19 protein-coding genes and 1 pseudogene are annotated in these 19454 nt (G+C 69.1%); 9 read left to right on the plus strand and 11 right to left on the minus strand.

Annotation, left to right across the window (positions count from 1 at the left end; all coding sequences use genetic code 11):
• The first annotated feature begins 65 nt into the window (after nucleotides 1–65).
• On the plus strand, nucleotides 66–1235 hold the full coding sequence (locus ACQY9P_RS10225) for an acyl-CoA dehydrogenase family protein (RefSeq protein WP_421739366.1): 1170 nt from the start codon (nucleotides 66–68) through the stop codon (nucleotides 1233–1235).
• On the opposite strand, the gene ACQY9P_RS10230 is transcribed toward ACQY9P_RS10225, so the two are convergent.
• On the minus strand, nucleotides 1232–1861 hold the full coding sequence (locus ACQY9P_RS10230) for a ribonuclease HII (RefSeq protein WP_421739365.1): 630 nt from the start codon (nucleotides 1859–1861) through the stop codon (nucleotides 1232–1234). The genes ACQY9P_RS10225 and ACQY9P_RS10230 overlap by 4 nt on opposite strands.
• Before the next feature lie 85 nt (nucleotides 1862–1946).
• Here ACQY9P_RS10230 and ACQY9P_RS10235 point away from each other — a divergent pair, with 85 nt between their 5' ends.
• Nucleotides 1947–2834: a glycoside hydrolase family 16 protein gene (locus ACQY9P_RS10235; RefSeq protein WP_421739364.1), complete on the plus strand. Its 888-nt coding sequence runs from the start codon at nucleotides 1947–1949 to the stop codon at nucleotides 2832–2834.
• A gap of 533 nt (nucleotides 2835–3367) precedes the next feature.
• On the opposite strand, the gene ACQY9P_RS10240 is transcribed toward ACQY9P_RS10235, so the two are convergent.
• The 8 genes and pseudogenes from ACQY9P_RS10240 to ACQY9P_RS10275 form a co-directional block, all read right to left on the minus strand.
• Nucleotides 3368–3469 (minus strand): DUF3117 domain-containing protein, encoded by a 102-nt coding sequence (locus ACQY9P_RS10240; protein WP_421739363.1) that lies wholly within the window; start codon nucleotides 3467–3469, stop codon nucleotides 3368–3370.
• Between the two features lie 328 nt (nucleotides 3470–3797).
• Nucleotides 3798–4295: a DUF2199 domain-containing protein gene (locus tag ACQY9P_RS10245; RefSeq protein WP_421739362.1), complete on the minus strand. Its 498-nt coding sequence runs from the start codon at nucleotides 4293–4295 to the stop codon at nucleotides 3798–3800.
• 251 nt (nucleotides 4296–4546) lie between these two features.
• Nucleotides 4547–5137, minus strand: a complete 591-nt coding sequence (locus ACQY9P_RS10250) for a DNA-3-methyladenine glycosylase I (protein WP_421739361.1) — start codon at nucleotides 5135–5137, stop codon at nucleotides 4547–4549.
• A 61-nt stretch (nucleotides 5138–5198) separates the two neighbouring features.
• Nucleotides 5199–5408, minus strand: a complete 210-nt coding sequence (locus tag ACQY9P_RS10255) for a helix-turn-helix transcriptional regulator (protein WP_421739360.1) — start codon at nucleotides 5406–5408, stop codon at nucleotides 5199–5201.
• A complete protein-coding gene (locus ACQY9P_RS10260) occupies nucleotides 5401–5856 on the minus strand; it encodes a hypothetical protein (protein WP_421739359.1) in 456 nt (151 codons plus the stop codon). Before ACQY9P_RS10260 ends, ACQY9P_RS10255 begins: the two co-directional genes overlap by 8 nt.
• A 69-nt stretch (nucleotides 5857–5925) precedes the next feature.
• Nucleotides 5926–6069, minus strand: a pseudogene (locus tag ACQY9P_RS10265) (hypothetical protein); the annotation flags it as partial.
• A 27-nt stretch (nucleotides 6070–6096) separates the two neighbouring features.
• A complete protein-coding gene (locus tag ACQY9P_RS10270; protein WP_421739358.1) occupies nucleotides 6097–6993 on the minus strand; it encodes an alpha/beta fold hydrolase in 897 nt (298 codons plus the stop codon).
• A 61-nt stretch (nucleotides 6994–7054) separates the two neighbouring features.
• Nucleotides 7055–7864, minus strand: a complete 810-nt coding sequence (locus ACQY9P_RS10275) for a YgfZ/GcvT domain-containing protein (RefSeq protein ID WP_421739357.1) — start codon at nucleotides 7862–7864, stop codon at nucleotides 7055–7057.
• A 109-nt stretch (nucleotides 7865–7973) separates the two neighbouring features.
• Here ACQY9P_RS10275 and ACQY9P_RS10280 point away from each other — a divergent pair, with 109 nt between their 5' ends.
• From ACQY9P_RS10280 to ACQY9P_RS10300, 5 genes are all read left to right on the plus strand, one after another.
• The gene (locus ACQY9P_RS10280; RefSeq protein ID WP_421739356.1) at nucleotides 7974–9188 is read left to right on the plus strand and encodes a glycosyltransferase family 9 protein; all 1215 of its coding nucleotides are present in this window, start codon (nucleotides 7974–7976) and stop codon (nucleotides 9186–9188) included.
• Nucleotides 9189–9313: 125 nt separating this feature from the next.
• A complete protein-coding gene (locus ACQY9P_RS10285; RefSeq protein WP_421739355.1) occupies nucleotides 9314–10648 on the plus strand; it encodes a dihydroorotase in 1335 nt (444 codons plus the stop codon).
• A gap of 231 nt (nucleotides 10649–10879) precedes the next feature.
• Nucleotides 10880–11230 (plus strand): YciI family protein, encoded by a 351-nt coding sequence (locus ACQY9P_RS10290; RefSeq protein WP_421739354.1) that lies wholly within the window; start codon nucleotides 10880–10882, stop codon nucleotides 11228–11230.
• A gap of 2 nt (nucleotides 11231–11232) precedes the next feature.
• A complete protein-coding gene (locus ACQY9P_RS10295) occupies nucleotides 11233–12465 on the plus strand; it encodes an RNA polymerase sigma factor (protein ID WP_421739353.1) in 1233 nt (410 codons plus the stop codon).
• A gap of 30 nt (nucleotides 12466–12495) precedes the next feature.
• A complete protein-coding gene (locus ACQY9P_RS10300; protein WP_421739352.1) occupies nucleotides 12496–14277 on the plus strand; it encodes a feruloyl-CoA synthase in 1782 nt (593 codons plus the stop codon).
• A gap of 66 nt (nucleotides 14278–14343) precedes the next feature.
• Here the strand turns inward: ACQY9P_RS10300 and ACQY9P_RS10305 are convergent, their stop codons facing one another.
• Nucleotides 14344–15027, minus strand: coding sequence for a lysoplasmalogenase (locus tag ACQY9P_RS10305; protein ID WP_421739351.1), 684 nt, complete (start codon nucleotides 15025–15027; stop codon nucleotides 14344–14346).
• Nucleotides 15028–15164: 137 nt separating this feature from the next.
• Here ACQY9P_RS10305 and ACQY9P_RS10310 point away from each other — a divergent pair, with 137 nt between their 5' ends.
• Nucleotides 15165–16706 (plus strand): acetolactate synthase large subunit, encoded by a 1542-nt coding sequence (locus ACQY9P_RS10310; RefSeq protein ID WP_421739350.1) that lies wholly within the window; start codon nucleotides 15165–15167, stop codon nucleotides 16704–16706.
• Between the two features lie 185 nt (nucleotides 16707–16891).
• Here the strand turns inward: ACQY9P_RS10310 and ACQY9P_RS10315 are convergent, their stop codons facing one another.
• Nucleotides 16892–18232 carry a hypothetical protein gene (locus tag ACQY9P_RS10315; protein WP_421739349.1) on the minus strand — a complete coding sequence of 447 codons (1341 nt, stop codon included), beginning with the start codon at nucleotides 18230–18232 and terminating at the stop codon, nucleotides 16892–16894.
• Nucleotides 18233–18352: 120 nt separating this feature from the next.
• On the opposite strand from ACQY9P_RS10315, the gene ACQY9P_RS10320 reads away from it, so the two are divergent.
• Complete coding sequence (locus ACQY9P_RS10320) at nucleotides 18353–19444, plus strand: MBL fold metallo-hydrolase (RefSeq protein WP_421739348.1); 1092 nt, start codon at nucleotides 18353–18355, stop codon at nucleotides 19442–19444.
• The last annotated feature ends 10 nt before the right edge of the window (nucleotides 19445–19454 follow it).

The raw sequence follows: 19454 nt of genomic DNA on the forward strand, positions 1-19454 counted from the left end.
CGCCGATCGTGCTGCCTTCCACGCCAGATCCGCGCCAGACGGATGGCGTGATCCGGGAGAACGCCATGCAAAGTCCCCTCGAAGCGCTGGATCTCAGCCGCACGAGCCCCTTCTACCAGGACCATCACGCCGCCTGGCGCGACACCCTGCGCCGCTGGGTGGCCCGGGAGATCATGCCCTTCGTCGACGACTGGGACGAGGCGGGCGAATTTCCGCGCGACCTCTATCGCAAGGCCTCGGAGATCGGTCTGCTGGGCCTGGGCTGGCCCGAGGAGTTCGGCGGCTCGCCGTCCGATTCGTTCATGTCGATCATCACCAGCCAGGAAATGGCCCGCCACGGGGCCGGCGGGGTCAATGCCAGCCTGATGAGCCACGGCATCGGCCTGCCGCCGATCCGGGCCCTGGGCAGCGACGACCTGAAGGCCCGGATCATTCCCCCGGTCCTGGCCGGCGAGAAGATCTCGGCCCTGGCCATCACCGAGCCCTCGGCCGGATCCGACGTCGCCAGCCTGACCACCACGGCCCGGCGAGAGGGCGACGTCTATGTGGTCAACGGTGGCAAGACCTACATCACCAGCGGCATGCGGGCCGACTTCTACACGGTGGCGGTGCGCACCGGCGGCGAGGGGGCGGGCGGCATCTCGCTGCTGCTGATCGAGCGCGACCGCGAGGGCTTTACCCGTACGCCCCTGAAGAAGCAGGGCTGGTGGGCCTCCGACACCGCCAGCCTCTATTTCGACGACGTGCGGGTGCCGGTCGAAAACCTGATCGGGGCCGAGAACCAGGGTTTCGCCGGCATCATGCGCAACTTCAACGGCGAGCGGATCGGCATGACCGCCGGGGCCCTGGGCTTCTCGCGCGTCTGCCTGGAGGACGCCATCGTCTGGGCCCGCGAGCGCAAGACCTTCGGCAAGCGTCTGGCCGACCATCAGGTGATCCGCCACAAGCTGGCCGACATGTACAAGCGCATCAGCACCACCCAGGCCTGGCTGGAGACGCTGGCCTGGCGGATCAGCCAGGGCGAGCAGCCGATCGCCGAGATCGCCCTGCTCAAGGTCCAGGCCACCGAGACGCTGGAATACTGCGCCCGCGAGGCCATGCAGGTGATGGGCGGGGCCGGCTATATGCGCGGCAGCCGCATCGAGCGCATCTATCGCGAGGTGCGCGTCAACGCCATCGGCGGCGGCTCGGAGGAGATCATGCGCGACCTGGCCGCGCGGCAGATGGGGATCTAGTCGCCGCCCATCGGGTCGAGGCCCTGGGCGGCCAGCTTGACGGGCGCCCAACCCAGCCGGTGGATCGGCGACGGGCCCAGGCGGCGCAGGCCCTCGACATGGATCTGGGCGTGATAGCCCTTGTGCCCGGCGAAGCCGTAGCCGGGATAGAGGTCGTCCATCTCGACCATGATCCGGTCGCGGGCTTCCTTGGCCAGGATCGAGGCCGCCGCGATCGAGCACGACAGGCTGTCGCCCTTGATCACCGTCCTGATCGGGCAGGGCAGCTTGAAGGCGTAGTTTCCATCCACCAGAGCGAAGGCCGGGGTCACCGCCAGCGCCTCGATGGCCCGGCGCATGGCCAGGCCCGCCGCGTGCAGGATGTTGAGTTCTTCGATCTCTTCGATGCTGGCCAGGCCCACGCCCCAGGCGATGGCCGTTTCCTTGATCTCGATCTCCAGGGCCGCGCGGGCCTTGGCCGACAGCTTCTTGGAGTCGTTGAGGCCCTTGGGCACGCGGGCGGGATCCAGGATCACCGCCCCGGCGCTGACCGGCCCGGCCCAAGGGCCACGGCCGGCCTCGTCCACCCCGCAGACCGGTCCGGGTCCGCAGGCCAGTTCCAGCATCATGTCGGGACCGGGAGGCATGGGGCGATGCATAGGCAGATTTGCCGGGGTTGTGAATGCCGTGGGGGCGCCTAGTCTCGGTGTCGTCCCGTTGATGAGGTCGGCCATGGCTCCGCGCAAACATCTGGCCCTTGCGGCCCTCGGGGCGTTCCTTCTGGCCTCGCCGAGCGTCGCGGCCGAGAAGCCGTGGCGGCTGGTGTGGTCCGACGAGTTCGACGGGACCCGCCTGGACCTGACGAAGTGGTCTCGGGCCGTCGATTGTGGGGGCGGGGGCAACAACGAGCGCCAGTGCTACACCGACGCGCCCGACATCGTGTCGGTCCGGGACGGCATGCTGCGCCTGACCGCCGTCAAGCGCCCGACGACCGCCATCGCCAATCCGTGGGGACCGCCCGACGGGCGTATGAAGACCGGCGACTATGCCTCGGGCAAGATCCTGACCGAGGGCAAGGCCGCGTGGCGCCATGGCCGCGTCGAGGCGCGGGCCCGGGTTCCCGGCGGTCAGGGCGTATGGCCGGCGATCTGGATGATGCCGGAGACCAGCGCCTATGGCGGCTGGCCGCGCTCCGGCGAGATCGACATCCTGGAGACCGTCAATCTGGGCGCGCCGTGCGAGGCCTGCGACGGCGGGCGTGAGAACCGGGTCTTCGGCACGATCCATTTCGGCAAGGGCGGCGGTCCCGATCACCGCCGCTTGGGCGGCCAGACGGCTCCGGCCCCCTCGGCTGACGGTTTCCACGTCTATGCGGTGGAGTGGTCGCCGGGCGAGATCGTCTGGCTCGTCGACGGCGTCCGCTATTTCGCGGCCACGGCGGAGGACTGGAAGCCCGTCGACGGCGCGGCCGGCCCCGCCCCGTTCGACCAGCCCTTCCACCTGATCCTCAACCTCGCCTTCGGCGGCTCCTGGCCCGAGGGCGCGAACGCCAAGGGCGTGGACGACGCGGCCTTGCCCGCGACGATGGAGGTGGACTGGGTGCGGGTCAGTCAGCGCTAGGGGGATTGGCGGTTTCCGGGTCGTCACTTGCCCCCTACGGCTGCTGCGCAGCCGTCTTCCCCCGGAGGGGGAAGATGAGGTCGGCGCGTTTCATCTTCCCCCTACGGGGGAGGACGACCTGCGCAGCAGGTCAGGAGGGGGCAAGTCTGGCGGACACGGCTTCTCGCCCTCACGCGACTGCTCGCTGAGTTTAGTCGGGGAGGCGCGAAGCGGCCGGGACGAACCCGGATGACCGTGATGTGTTTTGTGCGTTTCGGCTCGACCTGTCCGCTTCGCCAAGCTGTTCTTGACCGTGAGGATTGGGGCACACGAGCGTCGATTTCAGCTCTGATTCCCAACTAGCCCCCGGACGGGCGCGCATCTTGTCGATCGGCTAATCCGTCTCGACGCCGACGATGTGCGATAGGCGGACTCTGATCCCCGCCCTGTGATCCGCGCCGTTCCGCGCCCAGGCTTCCGGTGGTCCCGGATCAATCCAACGAACAGACCACCATCGTCCCAGACGCAGGGCGTCGCGGCCCCGCTCAGCTTCATCACCCGTCGCCGCTTTGGGCCGGTACCAAGCGCCCTCCCCCTGCGACGGGGACAGCCATGATTATGCAGCGGGTTTCAGCGCGGAGGATTGGCGCGATCAACTATTTTACAAGCCGCTGATCGGGCTGGGGTTTGGTCTGGAAAGAGCGGGGATTGGGCTCCCTCTATCCCCATACTCCACCGTCATTCCCGCCCTTGTGGCGGGAACCCCTGTTTCGGCTGACACGTGAGACGCCAGCGAAGTGCGCGCGCACTTCGCCCCTCCCGCCCCTGCGGCGGACAGAGGGGTTCCCGCCACAAGGGCGGGAATGACGGTGGATTTAGGTTGGTGCCGCCGCACCCCGAAACCCCGGCGGCGAGTCTGGCTCCGCCATGGGGTTTGGGGAGGGCTGGGTTTGGGCGCTAGCGACTCAAATTGGACTGTCCGAGCTAACCTTGAAGTCGCGCGACGATCTCGTGGTGGCGCGCTGTGTCAATGCCTAGATGCTGCTCTCGGGCCAGCAGGCTTTCATCGTTTGGCTGAGTGCTCAGGACTGGACGCTTCGTCGGATCGCCAAATTGGATGAGCACTGGAACGCCGATTGTGTAGCCGTAAACGGACAGCGTGTTCGCAAGTTTCCCGCCATGGGGAGGTTCGTCTGAACCGTCCACTTCGTACAACTCGACATATCGATAGAAAGTGGATTGCTCCACCTCGGCCCACGCACCCCAGCAGAAAGATCTCTGCTGCTCGACGATAGGAACCGGCAAGATGCAACGGATGAAGTGGCGGTCGTCCAGCCTGCATAAGTCCGAGTCGTATTTCGTACGAGCTGCTTTTTCCGGTTCGGATAGAGCCCATACCTCGTCAGGAAGATTATAGGCCCAGTCTGTCGTGAGGCCCGCATGGGTCTCGCCGCAAATGCTACAGACGAAATGCTCGCTCATAGGCTCGGGCCCTTGATCCGCTCGGCGCTCTTTTGTCCCCGACTCTCGGCGAAATGCCTAGGTCTCACTTCCATCCTCAGCCGACACCTCAGGTCTAGGTTCTAGCGGGTGCGACGAGCGGCTAGATACCCGCGCCGTGAGCGCATCGAAGTAGCGGGCATCGGCCTTCGCGCCTGGAGGAGAGGCGGCGCCGTCCAGCAACAGATCGCGCAAGCGCTGGAGAGCGGCGCTCTTGGCAAAAATTGGCAAGGCTACCGCCCCATCGCCCGGCATTCCTCGTGCCGGTAGCACGTCGTCAGGTGGTCGTTGACCAGCCCCGTCGCCTGCATGAACGCATAGACGATCACCGGCCCGCAGAACTTGAAGCCCCGGGCCTTCAGAGCCTTGGCCATGTCGACGGCCAGGGGTGTCTGGGCCGGGACGCCGGTCTGGGCGGTCCAGCTGTTCTGGATCGGGGCGCCGCCGACCATGCTCCACAGCAGGTCGCCCAGGTCCTCGCCGCGCTCGCGCATGTCCAGATAGATCCGCGCGCCGCTGATCGCCGCGTCGATCTTGGCGTTGGAGCGGATGATGCCGGCGTCGGCCATCAGGCGCGCCCTGTCGGCTTCGCCAAAACGCGCGACGATCTCGGGATCGAAATCGGCGAAGGCGGCGCGGAAGGCGTCGCGCTTGCGCAGGATGGTGATCCACGACAGGCCGGCCTGGAAGCCGTCCAGCACCAGCTTTTCCCACAGGGCGCGGGAGTCGTACTCCGGCACGCCCCATTCGGTGTCGTGATAGGCCTCATAGACGGGATCGCCCGCCATGCCCTTCCAGGTGGTGCAGCGTATGAGCTCGGTCATGCGGTGGAGCTTGGCTGATCTCGCCAGCGATTTCCAGAACTTTTCGTGAACGGATCGCCGCTCAGTCCGGCAACTGGAAAAGCCCCTCGACCGTGGTCGAGAGGGCCCGGGCCAGTTTCAGGGCCAGCACCGTGGAGGGGATGAAGACCCCGTTCTCCACGGTGTTGATGGTCTTGCGGGTGACGCCCACCCGCTCAGCCAGATCGGCCTGGGTCAGGCCGGCCTGGGTGCGGAGGGTCTTGAGCTGACTGAGCAGGGCGGCGTCAGTCACGGTCGGCGCGCCGCTCCAGCATCACGAAGCGCAGGGCTGGAACGGCCACCGCGACCGACAGCAGCACGTGGGCGATCTGGCCGGTCTCCAGCATCACGAACGGCGCGGCCGCGTAGAGGCCCAGGGCGCACAGGGCCAGGGCCCAGAAGCCGGCGGCATAGGCCTGGGCGCGGTGCGCGCGCGTGGCCTCGTCGTCGAGCAGGGCCCGAACCACCTTGCCCTTCCGCCAGCCGCCGCCGGTGGCCAGCAGGAACAGCAGGACCAGCGCCAGGAACAGGTGCGAGCCCAGAGAGACCAGTTCCACCGTGCGCAGGGGCGTGTGCGGTCGCGCATAACTGGCGAAGAACGCACCCTGCCAGATGAAGAACAGCATGGGCGCCAGCCACAGCATCCGGTTGCGGCGCCGCTGGGCGCGTTCGGCGATCTCGCCGGGCGAGGGGGCGGTCATGGCGTTTCTCTCGGTCGTGTAACCTATGGGTTACTGGTAACCTTGAGGTGACATCGAAGTCAAGGGGGGTCAAACTTTCCCGACTTCGGGGCTTCGGCCAAAACTCAAAAACCTTGTCATCCCGGGCGGCGTAGCCGACCCGGGACCCAGGGGCCGGCGCATCGCGGTTGCCCCTGGATCCCGGCTCTCCGCTTCGCTGCGGCCGGGATGACAAGGTTTTTGGTTTAGATCGACGCGGGCCTACCCCGCCAGGAACGCCTCGACCTCGGCCTGGAACTTCACGGGCTGGTCGACCATGATGAAGTGGGCCGTGTCGTCGATGCGGACCAGCTTGACGCCCTTCAGCGGGGCGTAGGCGGCGGCGTACCAGCCGTCGAAGGCGGACGCCGGGACCGGCAGGTTCTTGTTCACGGCGTAGAGCACCGTGGTCGGGGCGCTGATCTTTCCGAGTTCGGGCGTCAGATCGGTGATGAGGAGCTCCTCCATCGACCGGCCGGCCACGTCGCGGTCGCTAGCCAACGACTGATCGACCAGCGTCTTGCGGGCGGATTCCGTCATCACCATCGTGAAGATGACTTGGTTCTGCTGGGCGACGAACTGATCGGTGGGGGCGTTGGTGATCCGATCGCGAATGGCCGCCGCCTGCTTGGCCACGGTCTCGGCCGTCGCGGTCGGGCCGAAATAGGCCACGGCCAGCTTGGGGAACATGTCGACCACCATCAGCCGGCCGACCTGCTCCGGATGGCGCGCGGCCAGTTCCAGGCCGATGGAGCCGCCCATCGAGTGGCCGATCACCGCCGGCGACGTCAGGCCCTGGGCCTTGATATAGCCGGCCAGGCCCTCGGCGACGCCGGCGACCACCTGACCCGTGGCGTTGCCGGCCGTCGGGGCGCCGGCGAAGCCCGCCACCTGCACCACGTGGACGCGATAGCGGCCTTCCAGCGCCTTGGCGGTGGGCTCCCAGATCACGGCCGAGGACGACAGGCCGGGGATCAGGATCACGTCCGGACCCTTGCCGCGCACCTGCACGGTGAAGCGGTCGCCGTCACCCGTCGGGGTGGGGGCGGCGAAGACCGGGCCAGCGGCCAGGACAACGGCGGCCAGCACGCCCGCGCTCAGGATTTCACGACGGTTCATTGGAGATTCCCACATCAACTTTGTTTTTCAAAGTGACTGATGCGGAGCCGCTTGGCAACCTCTAGCTGCGATCCATCCACGCAGGATAGTCAACCGCCACCGGCCGGTCGTCCACCGTCAGGTCGCCGGTCTCGATCCGGTCCAGTCGCAGGGCGGCCATGGCCCGGCCGTCGCGGCCCGACAGCACCTCGCCGGCCCGCAGGGTCCCGGCCAGCACCTCCGACCCGAAGGCCGGTGCGGGGCCATCGAAGGTGATCGGCAGCATGCGGGTCTTGATCATCCCGCGCCGCTTCATGCGGCTGGTGGTCTCCTGGCCGACGAAACAGCCCTTCTTGAAGTCGATGCCGTTCAGCAGGTCGAAATCGGCCTCGATCGGATAGGTCTTGTCGCTGAGCCAGTCGGCGGGGCCGGGGACGCCGAGCGACAAGCGGTGGGCGTCGTAGTCGTCTTCGCTGGCGGTCGGGGCGTCGGCCAGGCCATAGGCCCGGGCGCCCAGGGCGGGCAGGCGCGGATCGCGGTAGAAGCCCTCGCCCGCCTGGATCGCCGCGTCGGCGGGCCAAAGCGCGCTGACGGTCAGGTCGCTGGCCGCCAGATCCACCTTCGCCCGCAGGCGATACATCGTCAGCCGAAGGATGATCGCCTGGCGATGCTCGGCCGCGACGTCCAGCAGGGCGCCGCCCTCGGTCCCGGCGATGAACAGGTCGTACAGCAGCCGGCCCTGCGGGGTGAGGATCGCCCCCAGGCGCAGCTCGCCCGCCGCCAGGGTTTCGACATCCTGGGTGATCAGGCCCTGCAAGAAGGATCGCCAGTCGGGACCGCCGACGGCGATCACGGCGCGGGAGGTCAGGCGGGCGATGGCGGGCGTGGTCATCCCTCACATGTGGCGTGCGACAGCGTGTCGCGCCAGAGGGCAAATATACGGAAACTTCAGCAGTCATCGTGGGATGCGCCGACTCGCCGATGGCTCTATAGATGGACCGATGACACAGCGGGCCTTCCCGATTCTTTTCATCACCGCCACGCGGATCGGCGACGCCGTGCTGTCGTCCGGCCTGATCAAGTTTCTCGCCGACCAGATCCCTGGCGCCCGCTTCACCATCGTCGCCGGGCCCCTGGCCGCGCCGCTGTTCGCCCATGTCCCCGGCCTCGACCGGGTGATCGTCATGGAGAAGGGCAAGGGCAAGGGGCACTGGTTCAAGCTGTGGAACCAGGTGCGCCACAAGAAGTGGAGCCTGATCGTCGATCTGCGCGGCTCGGGCACGGCCCTGTTCCTGCGCCGAGACAAGCGGGCGATCTGGAAGAAGTCGCTGGGCGAGCCGGTCCACAAGGTGATCGACGCCGCCCGCGTGCTGAAGCTGGAAGGCGATCCGCCGTCGCCGCACCTCTACATCACCCCCGAGGTCCAGGCCCTGGCCGACCAGATGCTGGCGACCAAGCCGGGCGAGGTGGCCGGGCCGCTGCTGGCCATGGGACCCGCCTCGAACTGGGTGGGCAAGATCTGGCCGATCGAGCGCTTCGCCCAGACTTCCCAGCAGCTGCTGGGGCCCGACGGTCCGCTGGCCGGCGGCCGCCTGCTGATCCTGGGCGGACCGGAGGACGGCCGCATGGTCGAGGAACTGCGCATGGCTTCGGCGCGCGGCCGCTGCATCGACCTGACGGGCAAGGTCGATCTGCTGACCGCCTATGCCTGCCTGAAACGCGCGGACCTGTTCATCGGCAATGACAGCGGCCTGATGCACATCGCCGCCGCCGCCGGCACGCCGACCATCGGCCTGTTCGGTCCCTCCGACGAGCGCCGCTACGCGCCGTGGGGCCCGTTCACCCGCGCCGTGCGCGGTCCGCGCACGCTGGACCAGTTCCTGGCCGTCGATCCGGACCTGTCGCAGGCCATCCGCCACATGAGCGACCTGCCGGTCGCCACGGTGGTCAAGGCCGCCAAGGCGCTGCTGCTGGACGTCAAGGCGGCGCGCGAGGCGCCGGCCGTGGTCGAGGCCGAACCCGATGCGGCGGTCGAGCCAGAGGTCGCGCCGGAGCCCGAGGTGTTCGAGCCGGAAATCATCCTGCCGGCCCCGCGTCCGGCGGCGGAGGCCGAGGTGGAGCCCGAGCGCGAGCCCCAGCCGGAGCCTTCTGGCGCTGTTCTCGAAGACACCGCCCCCTCAACCGCTCATCCCCGCGAAAGCGGGGACCCAAGCTGAGCTCGAACCGTCGCGCCAAGTGGCCAAGGCCGCATGGGTCCCCGCTTTCGCGGGGATGAGCGGATTACAGAGTTGCGCATGAAGGCGCTCGGACCTAGACCGCCCAAAACCTCAGGAGCCGCCCCATGACCCAGACCTTCGACCTGATCGTGCGCGGCGGCGAAGTGGTCAATCATGCGGGGCGGGGCTTCACCGATATCGGCGTCCGCGACGGCAAGATCGTCGCCATCGGTGACCTGTCGCAAGCCAGCGCCGGCGAAATCTTCGACGCCACAGGCCTGACCGTCCTGCCGGGCGTCATCGACAGCCAGGTCCACTTCCGCGAACCGGGGCTGGAGTGGAAGGAAGACCTGGAAAGCGGCTCGCGCGGCGCGGCCCTGGGCGGCGTGGTCGCCGTGTTCGAGATGCCCAACACCGAGCCGACCACCACCGATCCCGACGCCCTGGCCGACAAGCTGTCGCGCGCCAGGAACCGCATGCACACCGACCACGCCTTCTATGTGGGCGGCACCCACGAGAACGCGACTTTCCTGGGCGAGCTGGAACGTCTGCCGGGCTGCTGCGGCATCAAGGTGTTCATGGGCGCTTCGACCGGCAGCCTGCTGGTGCAGGACGACGAAGGCGTCGAGAACGTGCTGCGGCATGTGAACCGCCGCGCGGCGTTCCACTCCGAGGACGAGTATCGCCTGGCCGACCGCCGCCATCTGGCCCGTCCCGGCGACTGGACCAGCCACCCGGAGGTGCGCGACGCCCAGGCCGCCCTGCAGTCGACCCACCGCCTGGTCCGTATCGCCAAGTCGCTGGGCAAGCGCATCCACGTGCTACACGTGACCACCAAGGAAGAGATCGACTTCCTGGCCCAGAACAAGGACGTCGCCTCGGTCGAGGTCACGCCCCAGCACCTGACCCTGGTGGCGCCGGAAGCCTATGAGCGGCTGAAGGGCTTTGCCCAGATGAACCCGCCGATCCGCTCGGCCGAGCACGTGGCCGGCGTCTGGCGCGGCATCGAGACCGGCATCGCCGACGTGCTGGGCTCCGACCACGCCCCCCACACCCGCGAGGAAAAGGCCCGGCCCTATCCGGCCTCGCCCTCGGGTATGCCCGGCGTCCAGACCCTGGTGCCGATCATGCTGACCCATGTGGTCGATGGCCGGCTGAGCCTGGAGCGTTTCGTCGACCTGACCAGCCACGGCGTCAACCGCGTGTTCGGCCTGGCCGACAAGGGCCGCATCGCCGAGGGCTTCGACGCCGACTTCACCATCGTCGACATGAAGGCTCGCCGGGTCATCACCCACGACTGGATGGCCACCCGCTCGGGCTGGACGCCCTTCGATGGTTTCGAGGCCAAGGCCTGGCCGATGGCGACCATCGTGCGCGGCGTTGTGGTGATGCGCGACGACGAGATTGTGGCCGAGGGACGCGGCGAGCCTGTGCGGTTCCTGGAGACCCTGGCGGGGTGACGACAAGTCCTCCCCCTAGCGAGGGAGGTGTCGCCGTAGGCGACGGAGGGGGAAGTCGGCCAGCGCATTGCGATCTTCCCCCACCGGCCTCCGGCCGCCTCCCCCTTCAGGGGGAGGACTTTTTGCAGCCCCCTCGACATTTCTCCCGACCCCCTGTCGAATCCGCCAGGCCTCGCGCGTCTCTCCCCCGAAGCGCCGCGATGATCGCCGCGCTCGACGGGAATCTTCGCCATGCAATACGCCCTGCTGATCCATGAAGACGAGACGATCTATCGCCAGGACGGTCGCGCCTGGACGGCGATCATCGCGGCCCATCAGGCGTTTGCCGGCGAGCTGGTCGCCGCCGGCGCGATGCGCGGCGGCGCGGGCCTGAAGACCGCCGACACCGCCACCACCCTTCGCCGGTCCGCCGACGGCGCGACCCACCTGCATGACGGTCCCTTCGCCGAGAGCAAGGAACAGCTGGGCGGCTTCTATCTGATCGAGGCGCCGGATCTGGACGCCGCCCTAGCCTGGGCGCGCAAGCTGCCGATGGCCGGCGCGGGCTCGATCGAGGTCCGCCCCGTGATCGACGAGGACTAGACTTGGCGCGGCCCCGGGGCCTTGCCGAGGTGGCGCGTCAGGACGGCGGCCGGATCATCGCCGCCCTGGCCGCCGCCTTTCGCGACCTGGACCTGGCCGAAGAGGCCTTCGCCGAGTCCTGCGCCCGCGCGGTCGTCGCCTGGTCGCAGGCCCTGCCGCGCGACCCGGCCGCCTGGCTTTACGCGACGGCCAGACGCAGCGCGCTCGACACCCTTCGCCGCCGCGACGTGCGCCGACGACTGACGCCCGCGGCGCCCGAGCCCGAGCCGACCGCGGAGGAGGTCATGGCCTCCGACGAAGCCCTGATCCCGGATGAGCGGCTGCGGCTGATCTTTGTCTGCTGCCATCCGGCCGTGGCGCCCGAGGCGCGCGCGGCCCTGACCCTGCGCCTGGTCTGCGGTCTGGGCGTCCAGGAGATCGCCCGCGCCTTCCTGGTCTCCGAACCGGCCATGGCTCAGCGCCTGACACGCGCCAAGAAAAAGATCGCCCAGGCCGGCGTCGCCTTCGAGATTCCGGGTCCCGACGCCTGGCCCGCGCGGCTTTCCGCCGTGCTTTCCACGCTCGAGGTCGCCTACGCCAAGGCCCACGAGGACGCGGCCGGGGCGGGGGCCCACGCCGGCTATGCCCGCGAGATGCTGGATCTCACGGCGGTGCTGGTCGAGCTGGCGCCTGACGAGCCCGAGTGCCTGGGTCTGGCGGCGCTGGTGCGCTACGCCGAGGCGCGACGACCGGCGCGACTGGACGAGACCGGCGCCATGGTTCCGCTGTCGGCGCAGGACCCGGCCCTGTGGCGCGGGCCGCTGATCGCCCAGGCCGAAGCCCTGCTGAACCGGGCCGCGGGCCTTGGGCGGCCGGGACCCCGACAGCTTCAGGCGGCGATCCACGCGGTGTGGTGCGGTCGCCGGAGTCTGGCCGAGCCGCCGCCGTGGCCGGCCGTGCTCAGCCTGTATGACGCCCTGCTGGTCTATCGCGACGACGCGGTGGTGCGCCTCAACCGGGCCGTCGCCTTGGCCGAGGTCGCCGGGCCGGCGGAGGCCCTGGCGCAGATCGATGGGCTGGATCTGGTCGGCCTGAGGGACTTTGGCCCCTGTCACGCCGTGCGCGCCGACCTGCTGGCGCGGCTCGGGCGGGTGGCGGAGGCGCGGGAGGCCTATGACCGCGCCCTGGTCCTGGACCCCGGTCCCGCCGAACGGTTGTGGCTGGAGCGCCGACGCGCCGCGCTCGCAACGGATTGAACAACCGTATGAGGCGCGGGATAAGAGGGGATGGACGGATCATCCCCCGCAACGGCGCCGTTCCGCGACGCCCGATATGCCCCGCGCGCCCTTGACGTCGAACAGCGCGGCGACGCGCTGATCCTGCGCAATCCGATGGCCTATTCCGATGCGGTGCAGACCGTGACCGCGCCCCTGGCCCGCTGGGCCGTCGAGGCGCCGGACAGGGTCTGGCTGGCGGAGCGAGACGGCGAGGGGTGGCGAACGGTCACCTTCGCGGACGCCCGGACGAAGATCGAGGCCCTGGCCGGCGGACTGAAGGCGCTGGGCCTGGGCCCGGGCAAGCCGCTGCTGATCCTGGCCCGCAACACCATCGACCATGCCCTGATCGGCTATGCCGCGATGAGCCTGGGCGCGCCGATCTCGCCGGTGTCGCCGCAATATGGTCTGGCGGGCGCAGAGCTGTCGCGGCTCGCCTTCGCGGTCGAGCGGTTGAAGCCGGCGGCGGTCTATGCCGATGACGCGGCCGCCTTCGCGGGCGCGCTGGAGGCGCCGTTCCTGGCGGGCCTGCCGGTGATCGCCAGCCTCAATCCGGCCGGCCACCACATTCCGTTCGCCGATCTGCTGGACGCCCCGCCCGTCGCGCCGCTCTGCCGGCCGTCCGACCCGGCCAAGCTGCTGCTGACCTCCGGCTCGACCGGCAAGCCCAAGGCGGTGATCTGCACCCAGGCCAACATCGCGCTGAACGCCGCCCAGATCGAGGCCTGCTACGCCGATCCAGAGCCGCCGGTGCTGGTCAATTCCGCGCCGTGGAGCCACAGCCTGGGCGCCAACGCCATCCTGCACATGGTGCTGCACCGGGGCGGGACGCTGTACATCGACGCCGGCCAGCCCACGCCCGCGCGCTTCGCCGAGACCCTGCGCAACCTGCGCGAGGTGGCGACCACCTATCACAACATGGTCCCGGCCGGCTGGGGCCTGCTGGTGGGAGAGCTGGAGCGCGACGCGGCCCTGGCGGCGAAGTTCTTCGAGAAGGTCCGCGTGCTGCAGTACGGCGGGGCCTCGATGGCCCAGTCGATCCTCGACCGCATCCAGGCCGTGGCCGTGCGGACCATCGGCGAGCGGGTCAGCTTCGCGGCCGGCTATGGCGCCACCGAGACCGGGCCCACGGCCTGTAACATCCACTGGCTGAACGCCCGCTCGGGCATGGTCGGCCTGCCGACGCCGGGCACCTCGGTGAAGCTGGTTCCGGCCGGCGACAAGTTCGAGATCCGCGTGAAGGGGCCGCAGGTCTCGCCCGGCTATCTGGACCAGCCCGAAGCCACCGCCGACGCCTTCGACGAGGACGGTTTCTACCGCCTGGGCGACGCGGCGCGGCTGGCCGATCCGGAAGACCCGGCGGCGGGCCTCGTCTTTGACGGGCGGCTGGTCGAGAACTTCAAGCTGGCCAGCGGCACCTTCGTGGCGGCCGGCGCCCTGCGAGTGGCGGCGGTGTCGGCCATAGGCGGGGTGGTGTCCGACGCCCTGGTCTGCGGCGAGGGGCGCGATGGGGTGGGACTGATGCTGTTCGTCGATCCCACGGCCGCCGCACGGCTGGGTGACGCCTCGGCGGTGCGGGCGGCGATCGTCGAGGGGCTGGAGCGGCTGAACGCCACGGCCAAGGGCGGCGGCAGGGTGGCCCGCGCCCTGATCCTGGCCGGCGCGCCCGACGCCGCCTCCGGCGAGCTGACCGACAAGGGCTATATCAACCAGGCCCTGGCGCGGGACCGGCGTCCGGTCGAGATGGAGCGGCTGTTCGCTGAGCAGCCGGATGACGGGGTGATGGTGTTCTGACCTAAAAGCCGCTCATCCCCGCGAAGGCGGGGACCCAAACGGTGTTTCAGGAGACCCTTGGCTCGCTCAGCTTGGGTCCCCGCCTTCGCGGGGATGAGCGGTGAGGGGGATGGGGCCCTGAACCACCCCCACGCAGATCAGCAGCTGCCCGAAATAATACAGCCCCCACACCGCCAGCCCGGCCGCGAAGCTGTCGGGCAGCGGTCCCGACCGCGCAAAGATCAGCAGGTCGGAGACCACGAACATCACCGCCCCGATCCCGACCCGGAACCGGTGAAAGCGGCTGGTCCAGGCGGTGGCCGCCATCAGCGACAGGCCCAGACTGTAGAACGCCACGCCCGGCGCGCCGGCCCGGTCGGACGGCAGCAGGAAGGCGATGGTGACGGTGGCGGGAACCAGCACGATCGCCAGGGCCAGCTGGCTGCGTGACAGCGTTTCGCGCCGGTTGCGCAGATATAGGCCTATGGCGACCAGGTGTCCGGCCAGGAAGGCGAGGGCTCCGATCGTCAGCCCCGCCGCGCCCAGCAGCACATCGCCCAGCGCGCCGAACGCCATCACCGCGACCAGCAGCCAGCCGTCGAGATCGCGCGCCTTCAGGACCGCATAGACCGCCAGCAGCCCGACCCCCAGGCCCTTCCAGGTCAGCTCCGCGGGCTTGGGCAGGTCCAGGCCCCACGCGGCGACATAGCTGACCCCGGCGATGATCGAGGCGATCAGCACCCATCGGGCCAGGGTGTTGGTTTGCGTCATGACTTTCTCCCCCGCCGGCTCGTTCTGTGGCGAGGCTTCGGCGCGGCCAGACTGCTTCAGCTTGCACAGACAACGCAACCACCGTTGGCGCGAGGCGCGAAATGTCGGACACAGGGGGGCACGGTACGGAGAAGACCATGAACGGCGCGGACGCCCTGATCACCACCCTGGCCGACAACGGCGTCACCGCCTGTTTCGCCAATCCCGGCACCAGCGAGATGCAGTTTGTCGCCGCCCTGGACCGCGAGCCGCGCATGCGCTCGATCCTGTGCCTGTTCGAGGGCGTCGCGACCGGCGCGGCCGACGGCTATGGCCGCATGGCGGGCAAGCCCGCCTGCACCTTGCTGCACCTGGGTCCCGGCTACGCCAACGGCGCGGCCAATCTGCACAATGCGCGCCGGGCCTATACGCCGGTGGTCAATGTGATCGGCGACCACGCCACCGATCACCGCCAGTATGACGCGCCGCTCAATTCCGATATCGCCGCCCTGGCCGCGCCCAATTCGATCTGGGTCAAGTCCGCCGAGTCCGCCGATCAGGTCGGCGCCCTGGCCGCCGAGGCCGTGGCCGCCAGCTTCGGCGCGCCGGGCGGCAACGCCTGCCTGATCCTGCCGGCCGACAGCGCCTGGAACGAGACCAACGCCGCCGGACCGGTGATCGAGACGCCGCGTCCCGCCGCGCCCGACGCTTCGGCCGTCGCCGCCGTCGCCGCCGCGATCCGGGCGGCCGAAAAGCCGACGATCCTGCTGGGCTCCAGCGCCTGTGGCGAGGCGGGCGTCGCCGCCGCCGGCCGCCTGGCCGCCGTGGGCGTGCGGGTGCTGACCGACACCTTCACCGCCCGCCAGTCGCGAGGCGAGGGGCGCTTCCGCCCCGACAAGATGATGTATTTCGGCGAGCAGGCCCTGAAGGACCTGGCCGGAACCGACCTGATCGTCCTGGCCGGGACCAGCCAACCGGTGGCCTTCTTCGCCTATCCCGACCGGCCCAGCGTGCTGGTTCCGGAGGGCTGCGCGCTGGAGACGCTTTGCGGGCGCGAGGTCGACGCGCCGGCCGCCCTCAACGCTCTGGCCGACACCCTGGGCGCGCCCGCCGAGGGGATGGTCGACGCCTATGTCGAACCCGCCGCTCCCGGACCCAAGTTCGACGCCTGGGCCATGGGAGCGTCGATCGCCCGGCACATGCCGACGGGCGGGATCATCTCGGACGACGCGGTCACCGCCGGCCTGCCGATCTTCACCCAGACCCGCAACGCCCGCGCCCACGACTGGCTGAGCCTGACCGGCGGGGCCATCGGCCAGGGCATCCCGGTGGCGATCGGCGCGGCCGTGGCCTGTCCCGACCGCAAGGTGCTCAGCCTGAATGGCGACGGCGCGGGCATGTACACCGTGCAGGGCCTGTGGACGATCGCCCGCGAAAAGCTGGACGTCACGGTGGTGATCTTCGCCAACGGCGCCTATCGCATCCTGGGCATCGAGATGGGCCGCACCGGCGGCGGCGAGCCGGGCCCCAAGGCCTCGCGGCTGCTGGACCTGGGCGATCCCCGGATCGACTGGGTGGCGCTGGCCGGCGGCCTGGGCATGCCCGCCGAGCGGGTCGAGACGGCCGAGGCGTTCGACGCGGCCATGGCGCGCGCGATGACGACGCCCGGGCCGCATTTCATCGAAGCGGCGATGAAGTGATCCAAGTCCTCCCCCTAGCGGGGGAGGTGTCGCCGCAGGCGACGGAGGGGGAAGTGACGACTCAGTCATTGCCGACTTCCCCCTCCGGCCTTCGGCCGCGCTCCCCCGCTGGGGGGAGGGTCTTTAAACAAAAAGCCCGCCGGGATCGCTCCCGGCGGGCTTCTGCATTCAGGCTGTCGCCAGCCTTATTTCTTCAGCGTGTTGGTCGGCAGCTTGCAGCCGCCGCCGATGCCCTTGGCCTGGTTACAGGCCAGGATTTCCTTGGACTTCGGGTTGGCCGTGTTGACCGGGTAGCTCATGACCCAGCCGGGCAGGCCGTCGGAGCAGGCGACCTCGACGAAGCCGTCGGTGTCGTTGCGGCCGACCAGACGCACGGCTGAGACTTCGCACGAACCCTTGCCATAGGCCTTCAGATCGGCCGACAGGCGCGGGAACACGGGGTCCGGCTTGGAGAAGCTGCAGCGATAGCCGTTCAGCTCGGAGGTCACGCAGTCATAGATCTTGGCGCCGGTGGCCGAGAACAGGCCGATCGCGCCGTCGGGACGGTTGGCGCACTTCAGCTCGACGATTTCCGTCTTGGGGTCGTTGCTGGGCAGCATGCCGTACTTTTCGACCTTGCAGTCGAAGCCGGCCTTGGTCGCCAGCTTGGTGTAGAGGCCGGCCTGTTCGGTCTGGGCGGCCACCGAGTCGGTCAGGGTGCAGCCGCCGCCGACGAAGCTGGCCTGGGCGCAGTCGATCGTGCGGGCCAGGGCGCCGCCCGCAGCGGTCTGCTGCAGCATGTAGCCCTTGCCGTCGTTACAGGCGACTTCGAAGTAGTTGTCGGTCTTGGTGCTGAGAACGTAGCGCTTGTCCTTGACGGCGCAGTTCTTGCCCGAGGCCGCGGCCAGGGTGTCGACGATGGCCAGCTGGGTGGCCTTGTCGGTCAGCTTGCAGCTGACATTGGCGCCGTCTTCGTAGAGCAGGCAGCTGTTGGCCACGACCTCGCCGGCGACATTGGCCGGGGCGGTGGTCTGGACCACGTAGCCCGCGCCGCCCTTACAGGCGACTTCGAAGTACGAGTTCTTGGCGCCCGAGCCGATGGCGCGGGCGTTCTGGAGGTCGCAGGCGACGCCGGCCTTGGTCAGGAACGGCTTCAGGCCGGCCTTGGGATCGGCGTTGCCGGGCAGGATGCAGGCCAGGGCGCTGGGCTTGCCGTCCGGCGCGGGCTGGTTCGATTCCAGGCAGGTGAAGAGCTGCGGCGCGGCGTCCTTCTTGGCGATGACCGCGAAGCCGATGCTGTCCTGACAGGCCACTTCGTAATAGCTGGTGTTGGACTTCTTGTCGGCGCCGATCAGGCGCGCGTCGGTGACGGTGCAGCCTGAATTCGCGGCCTGCACGATGGCGGGCGCTTCTTTCATGCCGGCTTCGCGCGCTTTGGCGTCGACAGCGGGCTTGTCCTTGCTCTCTTTCGGCGCCGAAATGACGGCGGCCGGCACGAGCGCACCGAGCGCGAGGGCGGCGGCCAAGCCGATCGCGAATGGCCTCATGGGAAACATCTCCTGGGTGGATTCCTCGCGCGGACATAAGCGCGCGCTTGCATCGGGGGTCAAGATGTCCTCCCACGTGAACGAAAACATGGCGACAGCCTGAGCGTAAGGGGAGCGGGCATGAACGACGGCATCGAAGAGGACGCGACCGAGCCGCGTCGGCCAAGACTGGTCTATCCGTTCGAGACCCCGCCCGAGCAGGGAACGGGTGCCGCCGTCGAGGTGGCGCCGGGGGTTCTGTGGCTTCGTCAGCCGCTTGGCGGGTCGCTGCAGTTCATCAATGTCTGGGCCCTGGCCGACGGCGAGGGCTGGGCCATCGTCGATACCGGCCTGCAGACCAAGGAGACCAGCCAGGCCTGGCGGGCGGCGTTCGCCGGCGCCCTGGGCGGCAGGCCGATCACCCGGGTGATCTGCACCCACCTGCATCCCGACCATGTGGGCCTGGCCGGCTGGATCGTGCGCAAGTTCGACTGCCGGCTGTGGATGACCCGCCTGGAATATTTCCAGTGCCGGATGCTGGTGGCCGACACCGGCCGCGAGGCGCCCGAGGACGGCGTGCGGTTCTTCAAGGCCGCCGGCTGGGACGAGGACGCCATCGAGAACTACAAGGCGCGGTTCGGCGGCTTCGGAAAGGCGATCTACGCCCTGCCCGACAGCTATCGCCGCCTGAGCGACGGCGAGGATTTCGACATCGGCGGCCGTACGTGGCGCGTCGTGACGGGACAGGGCCACTCTCCCGACCACGCCTGCCTGTGGTGCCCGGAACTGGACCTGCTGATCAGCGGCGACCAGGTGCTGCCGCGCATCTCGTCCAATGTGTCGGTGTTTCCGACCGAGCCCGAGGCCGATCCGCTCAGCGACTGGCTGACGTCCCTGGCCAAGGTGAAGGCCGTCGTGCCCGACAGCGTGCTGGTGCTACCGGCTCACAACGACCCGTTCCACGGCCTGCACGCCCGCATCGATCACCTGATCAACGGCCATGAGCGCGGCCTGTCGCGGCTTGAGAAGAAGATCGCCGAGCCAAAGCGGGTGGTCGATGTGTTCGGCGCGCTGTTCGCCCGGCCGATCGGGTCGGACCTGCTGGGCATGGCCACAGGCGAGGCGCTGGCGCATCTCAACTGTCTGGTCGGCCGCGGACTGGCGACGCGGCGGACCGACGCCGACGGCGTGGCTTGGTACGGGTCGGAAGGCGCGGCCGAAACAACCGTTTGATATTTCGTGC

The sequence above is a fragment of the Caulobacter sp. genome, from assembly GCF_965279145.1.
Taxonomy (GTDB): domain Bacteria; phylum Pseudomonadota; class Alphaproteobacteria; order Caulobacterales; family Caulobacteraceae; genus Caulobacter.

Bases quoted from the DNA above. Each gene is read 5' to 3' on its own strand.
- ACQY9P_RS10225 (WP_421739366.1), top strand. From the start codon at position 66: ATGCAAAGTCCCCTCGAAGCGCTGGATCTCAGCCGCACGAGCCCCTTC.
- ACQY9P_RS10230 (WP_421739365.1), bottom strand. From the start codon at position 1,861: ATGCCTCCCGGTCCCGACATGATGCTGGAACTGGCCTGCGGACCCGGA.
- ACQY9P_RS10235 (WP_421739364.1), top strand. From the start codon at position 1,947: ATGGCTCCGCGCAAACATCTGGCCCTTGCGGCCCTCGGGGCGTTCCTT.
- ACQY9P_RS10245 (WP_421739362.1), bottom strand. From the start codon at position 4,295: ATGAGCGAGCATTTCGTCTGTAGCATTTGCGGCGAGACCCATGCGGGC.
- ACQY9P_RS10250 (WP_421739361.1), bottom strand. From the start codon at position 5,137: ATGACCGAGCTCATACGCTGCACCACCTGGAAGGGCATGGCGGGCGAT.
- ACQY9P_RS10260 (WP_421739359.1), bottom strand. From the start codon at position 5,856: ATGACCGCCCCCTCGCCCGGCGAGATCGCCGAACGCGCCCAGCGGCGC.
- ACQY9P_RS10270 (WP_421739358.1), bottom strand. From the start codon at position 6,993: ATGAACCGTCGTGAAATCCTGAGCGCGGGCGTGCTGGCCGCCGTTGTC.
- ACQY9P_RS10275 (WP_421739357.1), bottom strand. From the start codon at position 7,864: ATGACCACGCCCGCCATCGCCCGCCTGACCTCCCGCGCCGTGATCGCC.
- ACQY9P_RS10280 (WP_421739356.1), top strand. From the start codon at position 7,974: ATGACACAGCGGGCCTTCCCGATTCTTTTCATCACCGCCACGCGGATC.
- ACQY9P_RS10285 (WP_421739355.1), top strand. From the start codon at position 9,314: ATGACCCAGACCTTCGACCTGATCGTGCGCGGCGGCGAAGTGGTCAAT.
- ACQY9P_RS10290 (WP_421739354.1), top strand. From the start codon at position 10,880: ATGCAATACGCCCTGCTGATCCATGAAGACGAGACGATCTATCGCCAG.
- ACQY9P_RS10300 (WP_421739352.1), top strand. From the start codon at position 12,496: ATGGACGGATCATCCCCCGCAACGGCGCCGTTCCGCGACGCCCGATAT.
- ACQY9P_RS10305 (WP_421739351.1), bottom strand. From the start codon at position 15,027: ATGACGCAAACCAACACCCTGGCCCGATGGGTGCTGATCGCCTCGATC.
- ACQY9P_RS10310 (WP_421739350.1), top strand. From the start codon at position 15,165: ATGAACGGCGCGGACGCCCTGATCACCACCCTGGCCGACAACGGCGTC.
- ACQY9P_RS10315 (WP_421739349.1), bottom strand. From the start codon at position 18,232: ATGAGGCCATTCGCGATCGGCTTGGCCGCCGCCCTCGCGCTCGGTGCG.
- ACQY9P_RS10320 (WP_421739348.1), top strand. From the start codon at position 18,353: ATGAACGACGGCATCGAAGAGGACGCGACCGAGCCGCGTCGGCCAAGA.